The sequence below is a fragment of the Colwellia maritima genome (assembly GCF_022669015.1).
Lineage (GTDB): Bacteria > Pseudomonadota > Gammaproteobacteria > Enterobacterales > Alteromonadaceae > Colwellia > Colwellia maritima.
On record NZ_JAKKSL010000001.1, the window covers coordinates 30,780 to 47,732 of the forward strand.

Here is a 16,953-nt window from a genome sequence, read left to right on the forward strand (position 1 = left end):
GAATGCAACTTATAATCAGATGGAAGTAGTTAATTAATTTGAGAGAGTAATTTAGCGTTTTGAACGAGGTTTCTTACTGCATGCGCATGATCTTCATCAAAGACATTACCCTCTAGCCAGGTACCAACACTTTCAATATGAACTTTTGCAACCGGCGGTCTTACACTCCAACTCACTTGAAAAGGTGAGCCGTCCTCGTTGTAGCTTGGTCCTGTTGTTGAACCTGTATAGGTAATTGGTGTACCTGTATCAGCCGGGATATTCAATGCTTGGTATTTGCCTGTGGCATTGTTGTAGGCTGTTAAGTCAGTAAAATCAAACGCATCTTCGTCATTCACAAGCACATAAACTTGTGCTTCTACTCGTAATTGTGGATTTGTGATTGAATCATTTAAACATGCGCCTAACGTTGGGCCCGGTTCGACTTGTGCCGTTGAATAGACATAATGCACTTCAATTGTATCACCTGGGTGTAAACTACCGTGTTCACTTGCGCCTATTTCTTCTGCTGTTGCTGTAAGTTCAGCTTCAGATAGTGCGGCACCTGAATACTTATAGCCACTGCCATAGCCATGTCCGTCACCATTTCCTGCATATTCAGTAAATTCTCCGCCTTTATGCTCTGCATTTTTATGAAAATGAATATTACAAAGGTTCATTTCTTCTGCCGGAAGTTTCGCAGTAAATGCAATAGGACTTTTTCCATAAAGATCGTCTATATCTCGAGGTGATTGGGGGCCAAAGCCTTTTCCATCAGTATTAGTTTCGAGCGCAGTTCTTTGAGCTAAAATAATTTCATCTGAAACGGCAGTATCATGACCATCTACAGGAACTTCTGAAACGGTGTCATTATCTGAACCACAAGCACTTAGTCCAAGCACGCTTAACATGATAAGTGCGATAGTTGATTTTGTTTTCATAAATCCTACTCCTAATTTTTTACAATAAAATAGTTAATTTGCTTTAAATACAGTCTATAAACTATTAGAAATAGTTATTTAATGGTGGAAAGTAATTTAGCGTTTTGAACAAGGTTTCTTACGCCATGTGCATGATCTTCTTCAAAAACATTTCCTTTGCACCAATCACCAACAGTTTGAATATTAACTTTGGCAACCTTAGGTCTTACACCCCAACTTACTTGAAAAGGAGAACCTTCTTCGTTGTATCCTGGGCCTGTTGTTGAACCATTATATTGAATTGAAGTACCTGTATTTGTAGGAATATTTAATGCTTGATTTTTTCCAGTCGCATTATCGTGTGCAGTTAAACTCATGAAATCTAGTGCATTCTCGTCATTCACAAGTACAAAAACTTGACTTTCCACTCTCAATTGTGGATTTCCGATCGATTCACTTAAACATGCACCTAAAGTAGGGCCTGGATTTACTTGCGCAGTAGAATGTACATAGTGAACTTCTATTGTTGCACCCGGCTCTAAAGAACCATGAGAACTAGGGCAAACATCTTCGGCAGTTTCAGTAAGTTCAGCTTCAGATAGCACGCCCGTATATTTGTAGCCACTGTGGTAACCGTGACCGTCACCATTACCCGCATATTCGGTGAACTCACCACCTTTGTGTTCAGCGTTTTCGTGGAAATGTATATTACAAAGATTCATTTCTGCTGCTAATGGGGCTGTATCAAAAGCTATCGTGTTTTCGCCTTCAATAAGATCAATATCTCGTGGAGATTGTGGGCCAAAGCCTTTTCCATCGGTATTAGTTTCTAGTGCTGTTCTTTGATCTGCGATAACACCATCTGAAACAGCGTCATCTGATGCTGTAGCCATTAATGAAAATGATGCAGTCATTGTTAGTAACGTTAATGTTAAAAGGTTTTTTTTCATTAGTTTAATTCCATATTTTTATGGTTAATTCCACAAACTTTTTACTAAAGCACTTGTGGCATCATATATGCCCAACGTAATGGCAATTCAGCTGTGTATCTTAAAGAAAAAAACATCTTGAACGCTTATCTAATTCGGGTGTTTATTTATCAAAAACGGTCTAAATGACATAAAACTATGTGTGTAAGCCATATTCAGCTTATTTTTAATACGTTTAAAGGTGGTTTTATGAACACATTGAAAATAGCTATTGTTCACTTTGGCAAATATAAGGGACATTTAGGGGGCGTAGCTCAATGAGTTGGTAATTCAAATAAATGGGGCAAAGGAAGCTTTTAACTGATGTTCTATTTTTATTCTTCATGAATTAAAGTAAACTGAACGAACTTTTATTTTTTAGGTTTTTTCCTTGTTTAAGAAAATATTAATTCCGTGTTTCATCTCTATAATAGCCTTATTATTAACCCTACTATATTCTTCAACCTCATTTTCAAAAGAAACATCTATTCGCTTTCAGCACCTTACAATTGAAGATGGCTTACCGCAAAATAGTGTGATTGCTATATTTCAAGATAGCATCGGTTTTATGTGGCTTGGTACAGAAATGGGTTTAGCTAGATATGATGGCTATAGCCTTAAGGTTTTCAAACACGATATAAGTGATAGTAATTCACTTTCCCACAATTACATTACAAAAATTGTAGAAGATAGCCAAGGCAACCTTTGGATTGGAACGCGTAGGGGTGGACTGAATTATTTTAATACTAAAACTGAACAATTTACTCATTACCGCCATCAAGAAAATGATATTAACAGCTTAAGTCATGACTTTATTTACAGCATAGCCAAGGATAGCCATGACAATCTTTGGATTGGCACCGTAGGCGGTGGTCTTAATTATTTTAATACTAAAAACAAACAGTTTACCCATTATCGTCATCAAGAAAATGACCCAACCAGTTTGAGTCATGATAATGTTTTGAGTATTGTGATAGATAACCGCGATAATCTTTGGATTGGAACAGCCAATGGCCTTAATTATTTTAATATAAAAAATGCACAGTTTACTCCCTACTTTCATAAACCCAATGATTCAAACAGTTTAAGTCACAACAATGTTTTTAGTATTATAGAGGATGCTAAAAATAACCTTTGGATTGGAACGCGAGGTGGACTTAATCATTTTAATACAAAAAGTGCACAGTTTACCCATTATCGCCATCAACAAAATGAACCAAATAGCTTAAGTCATGACTTAGTTTATAGTGTTATTGAAGACAGCCAAGGCAATATTTGGCCGGCACAGGTGGCGGAGGGCTTAATTATTTTAATACAGAAAACGAACAATTTACTCAGTATCTGTATCAGAGCAATAATCCAACTAGCTTAAGCAATAACAATGTTTTTAGAATTGTAGAAGATAATCAGAATAATATTTGGGTTGGGACCGTCGGTGGTGGGCTCAATCATTTTAATATAAAGGATGAATCCTTTACTCATTACCGAAATCAAACCAATAACAGAAATAGTTTAAGCCAGAACAATGTTTTTAGCATTGTAGAAGATAACCAAAGTGACCTTTGGGTCGGAATACAGGCCGGCGGACTCGATCATTTTGATTCCAAAAATAAGCAATTTACTCATTACCGTCATCAAAAGGATGATTTAAATAGTTTAAGTAGTGACATTGTCTCCTGTGTAATAGAAGATAGCCACGGCAATATTTGGATTGGAACAAATAAAGGCGTTAATCATTTTAATACCAAAAGCAAACAGTTCACCCATTACCGACATCAGAGCAATAACTTAAATAGTCTCAGTAGTGACAAGGTTATGAGCATGATAGAAGACACCCAGGGGAATCTTTGGTTTGGAACCACTGGTGGTATCAATCATTTTAATACAACAAACAAACAGTTTACCCACTACAGTCATCAGGACGATAACACAAATAGTTTAAGTAATAACTCTGTTCTGAGCATGATAGAAGACACCCAAGGGAATCTTTGGTTTGGAACCACAGGTGGGCTCAATCATTTTAATACAAAAACAGAACAATTTACCCATTTCCGCCATAAAGCTAATGACGCAGATAGTTTAAGTAATGATACTGTTTTAAGCATTACAGAAGATAGCCGCGGTAATATATGGGTTGGCACATATAATGGCTTAAACCTGTTTGATACAAGATTAAAAAAATTTAGGACCTATACTAAAGTACAGGGTTTACCTGATAATGTTATTTACAGCACTGAGGAAGATAACCTAGGATATATATGGATAAGCACTAATCAGGGGCTGTCACGTATGGATCCTAAAGCTGAAACATTTAAGAGTTATAATGTAAGTGATGGTCTACAAAGTAACGAGTTTAACATTGGAGCCTCTTTTAAAAGTAAAAGCGGTGAATTATTTTTTGGCGGAACAAATGGCTTCAATCGATTTTTTCCTGAAAATAGCAAGGACGATATAAAACCGCCCAAAGTCGTCATATCCAATATGTTATTATTGAATAAGCCTGTGTCTATTACTTCAACTTTTCCCCAATTAACAAATGAGCAAACAACAAAACCGGCAATAGATAACCAACTAACCGAAAAATATACGGGTTTTAGTTTAGATAAAACGATACATGAGACTAAATCGATAGTATTGACCCACAAAGATAATATACTTACGTTTGAATTCTCAGCATTACACTTTAGAAACACTAAAAAGAATAAATTTGCTTATAAGTTAATAGGTTGGGACAAAGAATGGGTAAATACTGATTATAAGAACCGTAGAGCAACTTATACTAATTTACCTTATGGTGATTATACTTTTAGCGTAAAAGCAAGTAATTCAGACGGTTATTGGAATGAAGAAGGAACTTCGCTGCAAATAATAATATTACCGCCGCCATGGAAAACATGGTGGGCATATGCCCTATATAGTTTGATTTTACTCAGTGTTGTTTTTGTTTATATTCGATCTCAACGTCATAAATTGATTTTTGAACGACAGTTAAATGCGCAATTAGAAAGTAAAGTTGAAGCACGTACTAAAGAAAAACAACATTTAATTGAAAATATATCACATGAACTGAAAACGCCATTAACACTGATTTTTAACGCGTTAGAAACCGTATCAATTAGCGAGTTAAGCATCGAAAACAACAAAAAAATTAATAATATCAAGCATAACGGCCGGCCGGTTGTTTCACCTGATTGAGCAGTTATTATCGCTTGCCAATAATGAACAAGCGACTGAGAAAAAATCAATTGTTGCGCTAACTCATATCTGTACACAAGTAATTAATAACTTTTCTGCTCTTGCCTCGACAAAAGCACTCACTTTAACACTTGATGCTAAAACAAATGCAAAACTGGTTATCGAGATCCAGGTATTAGAAACTATCCTTAATAACCTTGTTTCTAATGCAATCAAATATGCAGACAGTTCAAGTGAAATTAAAATCACCTGTACGGTAGAAAATCCCTTCTGTGTTATTAAAGTGATTAATATAGGAACGAATATTCCTATAAAACACCAAGAAACTATTTTTGAAAAATTCTATCGTCTAGAGCATCACCATAAAACTGAAGGTCAAGGCATAGGACTTTCATCGAGCAGAGAGCTCGTTGAATCTTATCAAGGCACATTAACCTTGGATAATAGCCGACCCAATTTGGTTCAGTTTATTATTTCACTGCCAGTTGATATCATTTTTAACATTGACCAAACATTAGTTGAAAATAAAATCTCAGCGAAATTACGAAGACAAAAGGCTCCAAATCTGAGTAATAAAAGACTGCTTATTGTTGAAGACAATTTAGAAATAAACCAATTTCTTACTCAGCTATTAGCATCAGATTATGATGTGTTGAACGTATACAATGGCAAAGAAGCCACTGAGCATATTGATGACTTTCAACCAGATTTAATTTTATCTGATGTTATGATGCCGCAAATGAATGGATTTGAGTTATGTCAATATATCAGACAAAGTGATCAGTCTTATAACAAAGTCCCAATTATATTACTCACAGCTAAAAGTGATATGTTAAGCCAAAAACAGGGGTTACAGGCGGGAGCAACAGACTATTTAAGTAAACCTTTTAGCGGTGAAATATTAAAACTGAAAATAGCTAATTTATTAGATTCATCCAGTGAAACAAGAAAGAGTATCACCGCATCCGCCGCTAACCATTTACAAATAGAGCTATCAGAAGATGATACTCGTAATAAATTCATTCAACGTACCCAAGACCTTTTAAAAATACATTTTCCAGATCCCGAATTTAATGTAAAAAAACTATCTGAACTATTGGCTATGGATGAAAGAACGTTAAGACGAAAATCAGAGCTTTACTTGTCAAAAAAACCAACGATATTATCCGCGAATACCGATTACAGTGTGCTTATGAAATGTTAAAATCTGACAATAGTATTTCAAATATATCAATACATTGTGGTTTTACCACCTTGCCCCATTTTTCAAAATGTTTTAAAGATCAGTTTCAAATGACGCCTAAACAAGCTCAAAAAGCATTTTTTATTACGGATAATAATTAGAATTCTTTGAATGAAAAATACTTTTATGCAAAAAGAATACAAACGGTTGATCCAACGTCGATATTAAGTATTAATTAACCTTACTTATACTTATGTAATATTTTCTTTGGAATATGACAATAATCATTAGGAAAGCGCGTGAGCCTTTCTTGGTGCTCTTCATCGCTTTTCACATAGTTGGTCAACGGTAGTATTTCAACCACTACCTTCTGTGCATCGTCACGGCTTTTAATATACTCTGCAGCGCTTTTCAGGTGAATAAGGTTATTACTGTATATGCCTGTTCGATATTTTTTACCGACATCTGCACCCTGCTGATTGATACTATAGGGGTCAATAATTTCAAAAAAGTAACCAAAGAGATCTGTAATATTAACCGCATTGGGTTTAAATGTAACTTTTACACACTCAGCATAACCATCATAATCACTACTGGTAGTATCCGTTATGCCGTTGGCTCGCCCTGCTTCAGTGGTAACAACACCGGGTAAATGCTTCATATACTCCTGAACGCCCCAAAGGCAACCACCGGCAAAGTAAATGATTTCATGCTTGTTGTTAGCATGCTTATGATCTTGTAGTGTGTTCATGTTTACTCTTTATAAAGGCTCAATTGAAGTTAAAGGAATTAGTTATTCTATTTCTGTGTATTATTCACCCATTTGTTAACCTTTACTTGTTATGCTCAGTTTCCATGTGAAATATTTTATTCGCTAAGATACAATATATTCATACATAGCGATTATTACATTTTAACTAACCTCCGTCTTATCTAACTATATTTTATTCACTCACGCCAAGTGTAAAGTTCGATTTAGCGTTAAATTTTAAGACGCTAAGCTCGCTATTTTTTGGTGTGATTTATAGTCCAATAATGAAGGTATATTCAATATCGCTTAACGATAAATAAAACAATATCAATGAGAAACTTAACATGAATTCTGTGGTAAAAATCACCCTACCCGCCCTATTATTAAGCTTATCGACTTTGTCATCAGCAGCAAATGAGAGTACTGAAGAAAACGCTGAAGTAGCGCTTAAAGCCAACACTGATATCGAGAAAATAACAATTAAAGGCTCAACAACGGCTAATACAGAGCCTGTGGGAACCTTTGGTTCATCGGTTTCAAATTTAGAATATGATCCACGTGTAGATTTACAGTCGCGAAACATGGCTGAAGCGCAAGCAGATGTGACTATTCGCGGTGGTATTTTTGAAAATACCGGCTTTACCGTAGGCAGCGCCGCTTTATTGGATCCGCAAACAGGGCATTACGTAGCAGAAATACCTATCGCCCAAGAAATGTTAACTAATGCTGACATACTTACCGGTGTAGATAACGCATTGCCGGGTGTTAACAGTTCGGTAGGTACCGTATCGCGTAGTTGGAAAGCGATTAAAACCTCAGGCAGTGCTTCACTGGGTGCAGGTACTAACAACTTTAATCTACAACGTATTCATAGCGCTGTTAGTGTACCCGTAGGAGAGACTAAAAATTGGAGCCTTGGGTTTGAAGGAGAATATTCTCGCTCAGAAAGTGATGGCACCATAGAGAATGGTGACCATGATTTTGAACGTGTTTCTGGCCGAATTCAGTTAACTGGTGAGTCATCACAAACCGATTTGTTTTTTGGTACACAACAAAAGTTTTTTGTCGGCCAAATATGTACACGCCATTTAATGTTAATGAAACAGAAGACATTAAAACAAAACTATTGATCCTTAATCATAAACAATACTACGCACAAGATAGTAGCGTTGAACTATCGACTTATTATCGTCGTAACGAAGACCATTATATATACTCTCGAGAAAACCCGAGTGCATTTGAAGCTTTTCACGAAACTGAAGTGAAATCAATAGCCTTATCTGGCCGTCATGCACAAAGCGATTCATTCGCACTAAACTACTCAACACAGTTTATAACCGACAATATTGAATCAACTACGCTAGAAAATAACTTTACTTCACGTGATTACCATAAGATCAGCGTGTTACCGGAATACCGAATAGAACTTCAAGATGATCAGCGGTTAACTTTTCGTCTTGGTGCTGCTTTTGACGACACTAATCGAGATGAATCTGACGTTTCACTCCTTGGTGATATTACGTGGAATACGATAAAGGCTGATGGCAGCTCGCAAACTATCTATCTTTCGTATGCGGAAGCGAGCCAAGTAGCAGGTTACACCGCGATAGGTGGTAGCGATAGCGGCGGTTTGTTCCGTAGTAATTATGATTTAGGTCGAGAAACCGCTAAAAACTTAGAATTAGGTTTTGCGTTAGACCATGAAACTTGGAGCCTTGATTCTGCTATTTTTTACCGACAAGACGATGATTTAACAGATTGGACTTATAGTTTTAATTCAACTTCTGCACGCTCAGCAAATGCGGTTAATATCGATACGGTAGGAATAGAGTTCTTAGCAATAAAACGTTTTGAAACGATAGATATCATCACCAGTTACACCTTTCTTAATAAATCTGAAGATTATGGAGCTGCAAATATAGATGCGAGTTTTTATGCCTTAAATTACCCTGATCATCGCGTAACCTTAGGTGTTATTTGGCGTCCAATTGATATTATTGAAGTGCGTATTGATAACGAGTGGCGTAAGCAAGAAGACAATGCTCTGCGCAACGGTGATGACGATGCTTTATTCACCCACTTAACTTTAAAAGTTTCTCCAGAGCAAATTAACGGTTTAGCTATTATCTTTGCTGTAGATAATCTGTGGGATGAAGCGTTCGAAGAGATACCTGGTACACCAGGACGTGGCGACCAATACACACTGAGCGCTACATACAGCCGGTAACGCGCTAAACTATACATAGGTAAGAGTATTATCACCGTCCCAAAGATACTGGCTGTTTGCTTTTTGGGGTTAAATCGTTAACAATAGCCTGTCAAAATAGCTATTTGAATATAACTGATTGAATATAGCTGCTTCATTTACTGCACTAATACATAGAGATTTTAATGATTTATCTAGTGATCACCACACTCATTTGGGCATTTTCCTTCGGGCTTATTGGTAATACACTTAAAGGCATCGACCCACTTCAAATTGCTGATACTCGGTTATTACTGGCTTTTATTGTATTTTTACCTTTTTTAAAACTACGTAATACTAATTGGCAAGAAAAAAGACAACTTGTACTACTGGGCGCTTTTCAGTACGGTGTTATGTACACCTGTTACCTATCCGCTTTTCGTTATCTACCATCACACCTAGTCGCTTTATTTAGCATATTGACGCCATTATATATCGTTATTATTAACGATCTTAGACAACGCTCTTTTAGCCCTTGGTATATTGTGGCCACCATGCTTTCTATCTTTGGCGCTGCTGTTATAAAAATGGGCAAGATTGAATCAAGCGAAATTTGGCTTGGATTTGGCTTGATGCAAATAGCCAATGTCGCTTTTGCTTTTGGGCAAGTTTATTATCGTGATTGGAAACAAGCTAGACCACAGATTCGCGACGGCTCAATATTTGGCTTTTTATACCTAGGCGCTGCAGTTTTCACTACCATTGCCACGTTATTGATTTCTCAGCAGTCACCCATTCCTTTTGATGCAACCCCCACACAATGGTTGGTTTTAGTATACATGGGCTTTATTGCCTCGGGACTTGGTTTTTTCTTTTGGAATAAAGGCGGAACTCAAACGAATGTGGGCGTATTAGCCGCATTTAACAATGCCGTAGTGCCATTAGCCATGTTCGCCTCATTATTTATTTTTGGAGAAGTAAAAGGCGGCTCTACAGAAGAACTGATAAGACTTGGTATAGGCTCTCTTTTGATTGTAATAGCTTTATTGATTGCAAAACGGAAATAAAACAAGCTTTGCTATAGTTTATAGTTACAAATATGAGTCTAAGATGCGCTAATGTAACGCATAAGATTGATTGAAGAGTTGTTATTTATAGAGGTAAAATGGGGTGGCTAAAGGGACTTGAACCCTCGACAACCGGAATCACAATCCGGGGCTCTACCAACTGAGCTATAGCCACCACTGAGTTTACTTGAAGCGCCTAGTGATAAGGCGCGGAGAGTATATTGCATTTAGGTATTGATTGACAAGATAAATCTGGGCTTTTTAGTATTACTAATTCGCTGCTTCAATGATGTATCGTTTTTTCTAAAGATTTTAAGAATATTCCATCTATCAACGAAAAATAGCGCACTCGCTATACTGACGGAACAACGCGATTTCTACCATTATTTTTTGCTAAATAGAGTTGCTTGTCTGCTTGTTTATATAACTCTTCAATGGAATTGTGTTGATCATTTAGTTCAGAAATACCAATCGATATTGTTAGTTTTATCACGGTATTATTGTAATTAAATGCCGTGTTTTCTATTACTGAACGCATTTTTTCAGCAATAACTGCAGCACCTGTAATTGAGGTATTACCTAACAGTATGGAAAACTCTTCACCGCCCATGCGCGCAAATATATCACTTTTGCGGGTTACCTTTTTTATTTCTTTGACGACATTGATTAAAATATAATCACCTGCATCATGCCCGTAAGTATCATTAATATTTTTGAAATAATCTATATCAATCATCAATAATGAGAGTTTACTCTTTTCTCTTAGCGCGATAGAAATTAAGTCTTGAGACACTTTAAAAAAATAACGCCTATTATATATGTTTGTCATCATATCAATCATGGATAGCTTGTGTAGCTCTTCTACACTCTTTTCCAACTTAGCATTGGTTTTAATATTTAGTAAGTGTCCATTATAAACGGATTTTGAAAGCTGAATAATCGCCAAAATATAAACAAACGTTAACGCTGCTAAACTATAATGTTGGGGCTCACCATAATAAAGTAGGATAATTATTTGGGGTATCAGCATTGCAAAGAAAAACACCAGATACGCCGTATAAAACGTCGACATACTCAATACAGCTGCAGTTATGATTCCGATAATTATCACTAAACTGACTAATTCAAATGGCTGTGGAGCATACATCAACACTAGCACAGAAGACGTTGTCCACATAAATGCTTGGAACAGATTTAAAATAATAAAAAGTGTTTTTTGTTTTTGTATTCTCCCTTGTGCTTGCTCTATTAAATATTGCTTAAACATTTTTATATTATAAAAGCGACATATCACTAATATAACTTGTAACAAAAGCCATAAAATCAGTAGGGTATGCGGGATAAAGTTAATAAATATCCAACAATAAGCGACAGAAACAATAAGCAGAGCAGCCATAGCACGAGGTGTTTGCTGAATTAAAACTTCGATCAGTTTTGGGTGCGTCAATGTATTCCCCTCATATATTTCTCATATTCTCTTTTAAGACAGTCAATTGTCCTAATTATTCTTATTATAGTTATCTTACCTAAAATATGCTCTATCATGTACAGCCAAGTTTGGTTTAGGTAGTATAGGGACAATATACCACATTACTTAGATGCATTTCTTTCAGCAAATATCTTTACTCTCGATAGGTTATGCGATGTCTTTAGATAAAATATCAACTCAAATAAAAACTCACGGTAATAAAATTCCTCCAGTAGAATTATGGAATCCTGATTATTGTGGCGAAATCGATCTTCAAATAAAAGCCAATGGAGACTGGTTTTATGCAGGTACTATTTTCAAACGCCCTGCCCTCGTTAAACTATTATCTTCGGTACTCAAAAAAGAACAAGATGAATATTTTTTAGTCACACCGGTTGAAAAAATTAAAATTACCGTTGAAGACGCACCGTTTGTTTTAACACAATGGTATTGGCAAGATGATGATAAAACCATAATGATGGTGAAGAATAATGTGGGTGACGAATTTATTTTAAACGCTCAGCATCCCATAACAAAAAATGATAAGGGGGAGCTATATGTTAACGTTCGTCGTAATTTGTTAGCAAAAGTCCATCGAAACGTGTTTTACCAATGGGTTGATTTAGCCAAAGAAGTCAAAACAAACAAAGGGACTGAATTGGTATTTACCAGTGATAATTATAACGTAAGCTTAGGTGAGATTTAACATGACAGTAGCTAATTAAGTATGCTTATAACTACTGTCATTTTTCAATTAGAATTGATTTAAATAACGCGTGAAAAACGCTGCTGATTGACATGTTTTTTCATATAAGCATCAAAACTCATACAAATGTTACGTACAAGTAATCGTGCTTTTGGATCAATTTGAATAAACGTTGGTGAATTTTCAACTAAATTATCTTCAATAAAGGTATTTAACAACGGTAAATCTTGAGCAAAGTATTCATCAAAACTGATACCATATTTTTCGTTTATTTTTTCTTTGTTTACATAAAGATTACACATAAGTTCACGAATAACTTCGCCACGTAATATATCATCATCAGTTAAACTCACGCCACGCTCAAGCGCGTGCTGTTGATTTTCAATCGCTTTATAGTAACTTTGTAAATCTTTGATGTTTTGCGCAAATGAACGGCCAATACTACTAATTGAAGACACACCAAGCCCAAGTAAATCACAACCACCTTTAGTGGTATAACCTTGGAAATTGCGATGTAAAGTACCATTTTTCTGTGCAATAGAAAGTTCATCATTTGGTTTAGCAAAATGATCCATACCAATAAAATCGTAACCATAGTCACACAATGTTTCTATTGATAACTTCATTAGCGCAAATTTTAGTTTTACGTCAGGTAACCATTCATCACGTAATTTACGTTGAGAAGAAAAACGACTTGGTATATGGGCATAACTAAAGAGTGATATACGATCAACATCCCATTCATGCGCTTTATCTAACGTTTTCTTGAAGTTTTCGAGTGTTTGATGCGGCAAGCCATAAATTAAATCAATATTAATAGACTGGAAACCTACCGATTTAGCATGACCAATAAAATCACCAATAAATTCGGTTGATTGCACACGGTTGATTGCTTCTTGCACTTTTAAATCTAAGTCTTGCACGCCTAAACTTAAACGATTAAAACCTAAGGAAAATAAATGCTCTGCCAGATCCATTTCAATTTCACGCGGATCAATTTCAATACTCATTTCTAACTCATCTGAAAAATCAAATTTTTCTTTTAATAGCTCCACTAACGTGGTTATTTGCTTGTGAGTTAAAAAGCTTGGTGTACCACCGCCCCAGTGCAATTGTTTAACTTTATATTCAGTAAAGAGTGGCGCTTGCAAAGCAATTTCTTGCGCTAAGTAGTCAAGGTAAATATCCGCTTTGTCACGATGACGCGTAATGACTTTGTTACAACCACAGTAATAACAAAGGGTATGACAAAAAGGAATATGAACATATAAAGACAATTCACGATTAGGTGAAGATTCCACTGCATGAATAAAATCATCATGTTTAAAGTCATCATGAAATTCTAATGCCGTTGGATATGAAGTATATCTTGGGCCGCTTGTATTATATTTACTAAGTAATTGTGGATCGAAAAATTGACTTACTTTCATGATGTTACCGATAATTTATCAGAGCTTGAGAGGTTAATAACACTAATTATACATCAGTTACCATCTTATGTATTGATCAAACACAAGCTATTTGTGAGGTGTAGATATATTGTTTGTAAGGGGGTATGTCAAGTGTCACGTAAGGAAAGTAAGCTATTTAAAATATTGTATAAACATACTTAAAATAGCTTAAATAATTCATATTCCTTACCTGGTTTATTCAGCGCATTGAATGCATTTTTCTGCCGCAGGCTGTACAGCTAAACGTTGTTGGGTAATTTTTTCGCCGCAGGCTTCACAAATGCCATAACTTCCATTTTCTATTCGCGTAATGGCATTTGATAAATGCTGTATTTCAATTTTAGCTTCAGACTCAAGCGCATTCAGAACTTCTTCATTTTCGCGCTCGCCGCCTTGTTCAGACCAATCGGCATCTCTACCATCAGAAAAGTCACGATGGATAGCGCCAATACGTTCTTGTAATTCAACAATACGTTGGATAAATTTCGCTTTTAATTGTTCTGTCATAATGAGTACCTCGAATAAATAACGACTGAATGTCGTTATAACTTATTCCTTCAGTATACTCATTCTTTCGGTGAAATACTGTTGAAGTAGATCAAGTTCTATCACTATTTCATTACGCAATTTAGCTTCAACAGTCATACGCTGATAATCTTCTTTCATTCGCTGCTTTTTTGCTAACTGTTTACGGCTTTCAAGAATCGAAAGGTGTTTAATTTCATTATAAAGCGCAAATATAGCAGGAAATTGTTGGGCTAACTCACTACTCAATTTTAAAGAATCAAGCAAAACAGCCAAACGCCAACATCCCTCGCTATAATCGCATTGCTCTTCTTTCATGGCTCTAACAATAATTTTTACACTACTAAACACCTTTAGATCATGCTTAGCCAAGCCTTTTTGATGCGCTAATTCAGCTTGTTGTTGAGCCAGTTTTTGGGCGCTAACTTGCCTTAACAACTTACCCGCGTAAAAAGCTAAACTGGCAATAATAATAACGGCTAAAACTAGCGCGATCAGCCAATAGTCGTTCATATTGATAACCCTTAATCGCGTTCGTTGTCATTACCATATAAAGAATCAGACAAGGAGGAGTTATCTAATTTGTCCCACAAATCATCTTCAGACTTTGCTTTAGTAGCGGGTATTTCTTCGTCATCATCATCTAACTGTGCACTGATTGATTGATGTCGATCCATCAAATTATTGAAGTAATCTACTTCTTCAGCCGTTAACGTAATCTCTTCTTCTTGTTTGCTTAAAATAACTTGTAAGCGTTCGTCTGTTTCAATTGCTTCAAGTTGTTGAGCCAAACTAAGCTCGACTTCGTCTTTATTTACGGTACGAATAGCAGCAATAGGATCTTTTGGCGCTTTTTTAGCTTTATTAGATATAGGCTTTTGAACGATTTTAACCGCACCGCCTAAATCAATCGGTTTTTTACTGCCAATACGAGGATCCTTATTTTGATTCGTATTATGATCTGACTGGTTATCTATCTGTGCTTCTTGCTGACGATTGCCTGGCTTTTTACCCGTTTTTTTACGCACTCTTTTTTCAACGCTTGCTAATTCAACTTTACTTAGCTTAGGTTTCGCTGTTGGAGCACCACCAGGTTTTCTAGATTTTTTTGTACGTGACATGAGCTTATTACTTTTTTAACGATTAATTGCGCTATTTTACGCCATTAACGGTTAAAAAGTAATTGCTAGTTTTGAGTAACGCGTGATTAATTGTCTATAACAAAGAAATAGAGTTTAGTCATCGGTAACAAAAAAAATTATAGTCTAATTTTTGCATGTCACTACACAGCACGATGTAGTGCTTGCCTACTCTCAAAACTAGACTTTTTATATCATTAAGCGAGTATTACCGTTTTATCTCCATTTATACAAACACGTTGTTCTGCATGAATTCGTACGGCATGGCTCAATGCAGTCGCCTCTAAATCGTGCCCCATGTGAACCATTTGTTCAATAGTAAAAGTATGGTTAATGGGTTTCACTTCTTGTGCGATGATTGGACCTTCATCTAAATTAGCCGTTACATAATGCGCCGTTGCACCAATAACTTTTACACCTCGTGCGTGCGCTTGGTGATAAGGTCGTGCGCCTTTAAAACTAGGCAGAAATGAATGATGAATATTTATAGCACGGCCGCCTAATTTTTGGCATAGATCGTCAGATAATATTTGCATATAACGCGCAAGCACTAATAAGTCAGCATTACATGTTTTTAGCAAGTCGAGTATTTGTGCTTCTTGTTCAGCTTTAGTGTCTTTCGTGAGGGGTAAGTGATGAAAAGGTACGCCATGCCAATCAGTTAGTGACTCGCAATCTTTATGATTAGAAAGTACAGCAACGATATTGATCGGTAAGACGCCTGATTTCCATTTTGTTAATAACGACACCAAACAATGATCATCTTTAGAAACAGCAATAACTACATTAGGCACATCAGTTTTATTACGAAGTTTATACTCCATGTGCAATGGTTTCGCTAACTTATCTAGTGCTTCTTTAAATTCATTTGCAGAAACGGTTAAATTGCGATCATCAAAAGCAATGCGTGAAAAAAGTTTCGGTATAAGGGTCACTATATTGCGATGTTTCAGTAATAAATGCGCCATGTTCGAATAAACTTTGTGAAACTTTTGCTAAAACGCCAGTATTATCCGGACATTGCCAAGTAAGAATATAGTGGTTAGGTGTGGTCATGATATTTTATTAGTAATGAAAAAGAAGCAGTATCATTGGTTATTTTGTCTATCTTTTCCAGTGTTTTCATAGCATTTTTGGCTATATCTTTATATTTTCTCAGTTAATCCATCACAAATGATGTTTATTTTTAATATAAAGTGCTTCTACCTTCTCTCTTGCCCAAGGTGTTTTACGCAAAAATTTTAGACTTGATTTAATACTGGGGTCTTTCGTAAAACAATTTATATTAATTTCTTTGCCTAATGCTTCAAAACCAAAATATGCTTCAAGTTCAGTAACAATAGTTTTTAACGTAACACCATGTAATGGATTATAAGGTTGATTGTTCATGGAATACGCTTACTCAAAACTGACTGA

Annotated in this window: 16 protein-coding genes, 1 tRNA gene and 1 pseudogene; 7 read left to right on the forward strand and 11 right to left on the reverse strand. The window is 35.9% G+C overall.

All coding sequences use genetic code 11. From position 1 onward, the window contains the following. Positions 1-29: 29 nt before the first annotated feature. Both L3081_RS00175 and L3081_RS00180 read right to left on the reverse strand, forming a co-directional pair. Positions 30-920 carry a delta-class carbonic anhydrase gene (locus tag L3081_RS00175; RefSeq protein WP_242282678.1) on the reverse strand — a complete coding sequence of 297 codons (891 nt, stop codon included), beginning with the start codon at positions 918-920 and terminating at the stop codon, positions 30-32. A 74-nt stretch (positions 921-994) separates the two neighbouring features. Continuing rightward, entirely contained in the window at positions 995-1,849 is an 855-nt protein-coding gene (locus L3081_RS00180) for a delta-class carbonic anhydrase (RefSeq protein WP_420839682.1), read from the reverse strand. A gap of 409 nt (positions 1,850-2,258) precedes the next feature. Here L3081_RS00180 and L3081_RS00185 point away from each other — a divergent pair, with 409 nt between their 5' ends. Genes L3081_RS00185 through L3081_RS28820 form a run of 4 tightly spaced genes read left to right on the forward strand, consistent with a single transcriptional unit; the run spans position 2,259 to position 6,406 of the window. After that, complete coding sequence (locus L3081_RS00185; protein ID WP_242282679.1) at positions 2,259-3,239, forward strand: ligand-binding sensor domain-containing protein; 981 nt, start codon at positions 2,259-2,261, stop codon at positions 3,237-3,239. Continuing rightward, a complete protein-coding gene (locus L3081_RS00190) occupies positions 3,143-5,062 on the forward strand; it encodes a ligand-binding sensor domain-containing protein (RefSeq protein ID WP_242282680.1) in 1,920 nt (639 codons plus the stop codon). Before L3081_RS00185 ends, L3081_RS00190 begins: the two co-directional genes overlap by 97 nt. Then, positions 5,046-6,266, forward strand: a complete 1,221-nt coding sequence (locus L3081_RS00195; RefSeq protein ID WP_242282681.1) for an ATP-binding response regulator — start codon at positions 5,046-5,048, stop codon at positions 6,264-6,266. The genes L3081_RS00190 and L3081_RS00195 overlap by 17 nt, the downstream gene beginning before the upstream one ends. Continuing rightward, on the forward strand, positions 6,260-6,406 hold the full coding sequence (locus L3081_RS28820) for a helix-turn-helix domain-containing protein (RefSeq protein WP_420839683.1): 147 nt from the start codon (positions 6,260-6,262) through the stop codon (positions 6,404-6,406). The genes L3081_RS00195 and L3081_RS28820 overlap by 7 nt, the downstream gene beginning before the upstream one ends. Before the next feature lie 80 nt (positions 6,407-6,486). Here L3081_RS28820 and L3081_RS00200 read toward each other — a convergent pair whose 3' ends face one another. After that, positions 6,487-6,996, reverse strand: coding sequence for a peptide-methionine (S)-S-oxide reductase (locus L3081_RS00200; RefSeq protein WP_242282682.1), 510 nt, complete (start codon positions 6,994-6,996; stop codon positions 6,487-6,489). A 344-nt stretch (positions 6,997-7,340) separates the two neighbouring features. Here L3081_RS00200 and L3081_RS00205 point away from each other — a divergent pair. Together L3081_RS00205 and L3081_RS00210 are read left to right on the forward strand one after the other, a co-directional pair. Next, a pseudogene (locus L3081_RS00205) lies at positions 7,341-9,223 on the forward strand (TonB-dependent receptor plug domain-containing protein). 164 nt (positions 9,224-9,387) lie between these two features. Further along, positions 9,388-10,248, forward strand: a complete 861-nt coding sequence (locus L3081_RS00210; RefSeq protein ID WP_242282683.1) for an EamA family transporter — start codon at positions 9,388-9,390, stop codon at positions 10,246-10,248. Between the two features lie 99 nt (positions 10,249-10,347). Here the strand turns inward: L3081_RS00210 and L3081_RS00215 are convergent. Continuing rightward, a tRNA-His gene (locus L3081_RS00215) sits at positions 10,348-10,423 on the reverse strand. 177 nt (positions 10,424-10,600) lie between these two features. Next, positions 10,601-11,695: a GGDEF domain-containing protein gene (locus L3081_RS00220; RefSeq protein ID WP_242282684.1), complete on the reverse strand. Its 1,095-nt coding sequence runs from the start codon at positions 11,693-11,695 to the stop codon at positions 10,601-10,603. 196 nt (positions 11,696-11,891) lie between these two features. On the opposite strand from L3081_RS00220, the gene L3081_RS00225 reads away from it, so the two are divergent. Further along, the gene (locus L3081_RS00225) at positions 11,892-12,422 is read left to right on the forward strand and encodes a DUF1285 domain-containing protein (protein ID WP_242282685.1); all 531 of its coding nucleotides are present in this window, start codon (positions 11,892-11,894) and stop codon (positions 12,420-12,422) included. A gap of 59 nt (positions 12,423-12,481) precedes the next feature. Here L3081_RS00225 and hemN read toward each other — a convergent pair whose 3' ends face one another. The 6 genes from hemN to L3081_RS00255 all read right to left on the reverse strand — a co-directional run bounded on the left by hemN (position 12,482) and on the right by L3081_RS00255 (position 16,926). Further along, on the reverse strand, positions 12,482-13,852 hold the full coding sequence (gene hemN / locus L3081_RS00230; protein WP_242282686.1) for an oxygen-independent coproporphyrinogen III oxidase: 1,371 nt from the start codon (positions 13,850-13,852) through the stop codon (positions 12,482-12,484). Positions 13,853-14,068: 216 nt separating this feature from the next. Next, positions 14,069-14,380 (reverse strand): TraR/DksA family transcriptional regulator, encoded by a 312-nt coding sequence (locus L3081_RS00235; RefSeq protein ID WP_242282687.1) that lies wholly within the window; start codon positions 14,378-14,380, stop codon positions 14,069-14,071. Between the two features lie 42 nt (positions 14,381-14,422). Continuing rightward, a complete protein-coding gene (locus L3081_RS00240) occupies positions 14,423-14,911 on the reverse strand; it encodes a DUF2489 domain-containing protein (protein ID WP_242282688.1) in 489 nt (162 codons plus the stop codon). An 11-nt stretch (positions 14,912-14,922) separates the two neighbouring features. Continuing rightward, complete coding sequence (yihI, locus tag L3081_RS00245) at positions 14,923-15,519, reverse strand: Der GTPase-activating protein YihI (RefSeq protein WP_242282689.1); 597 nt, start codon at positions 15,517-15,519, stop codon at positions 14,923-14,925. A gap of 215 nt (positions 15,520-15,734) precedes the next feature. Further along, entirely contained in the window at positions 15,735-16,505 is a 771-nt protein-coding gene (gene purU, locus L3081_RS00250) for a formyltetrahydrofolate deformylase (RefSeq protein ID WP_242282690.1), read from the reverse strand. Positions 16,506-16,704: 199 nt separating this feature from the next. Next, the gene (locus L3081_RS00255) at positions 16,705-16,926 is read right to left on the reverse strand and encodes a VF530 family protein (RefSeq protein WP_242282691.1); all 222 of its coding nucleotides are present in this window, start codon (positions 16,924-16,926) and stop codon (positions 16,705-16,707) included. Between the last annotated feature and the right edge of the window lie 27 nt (positions 16,927-16,953).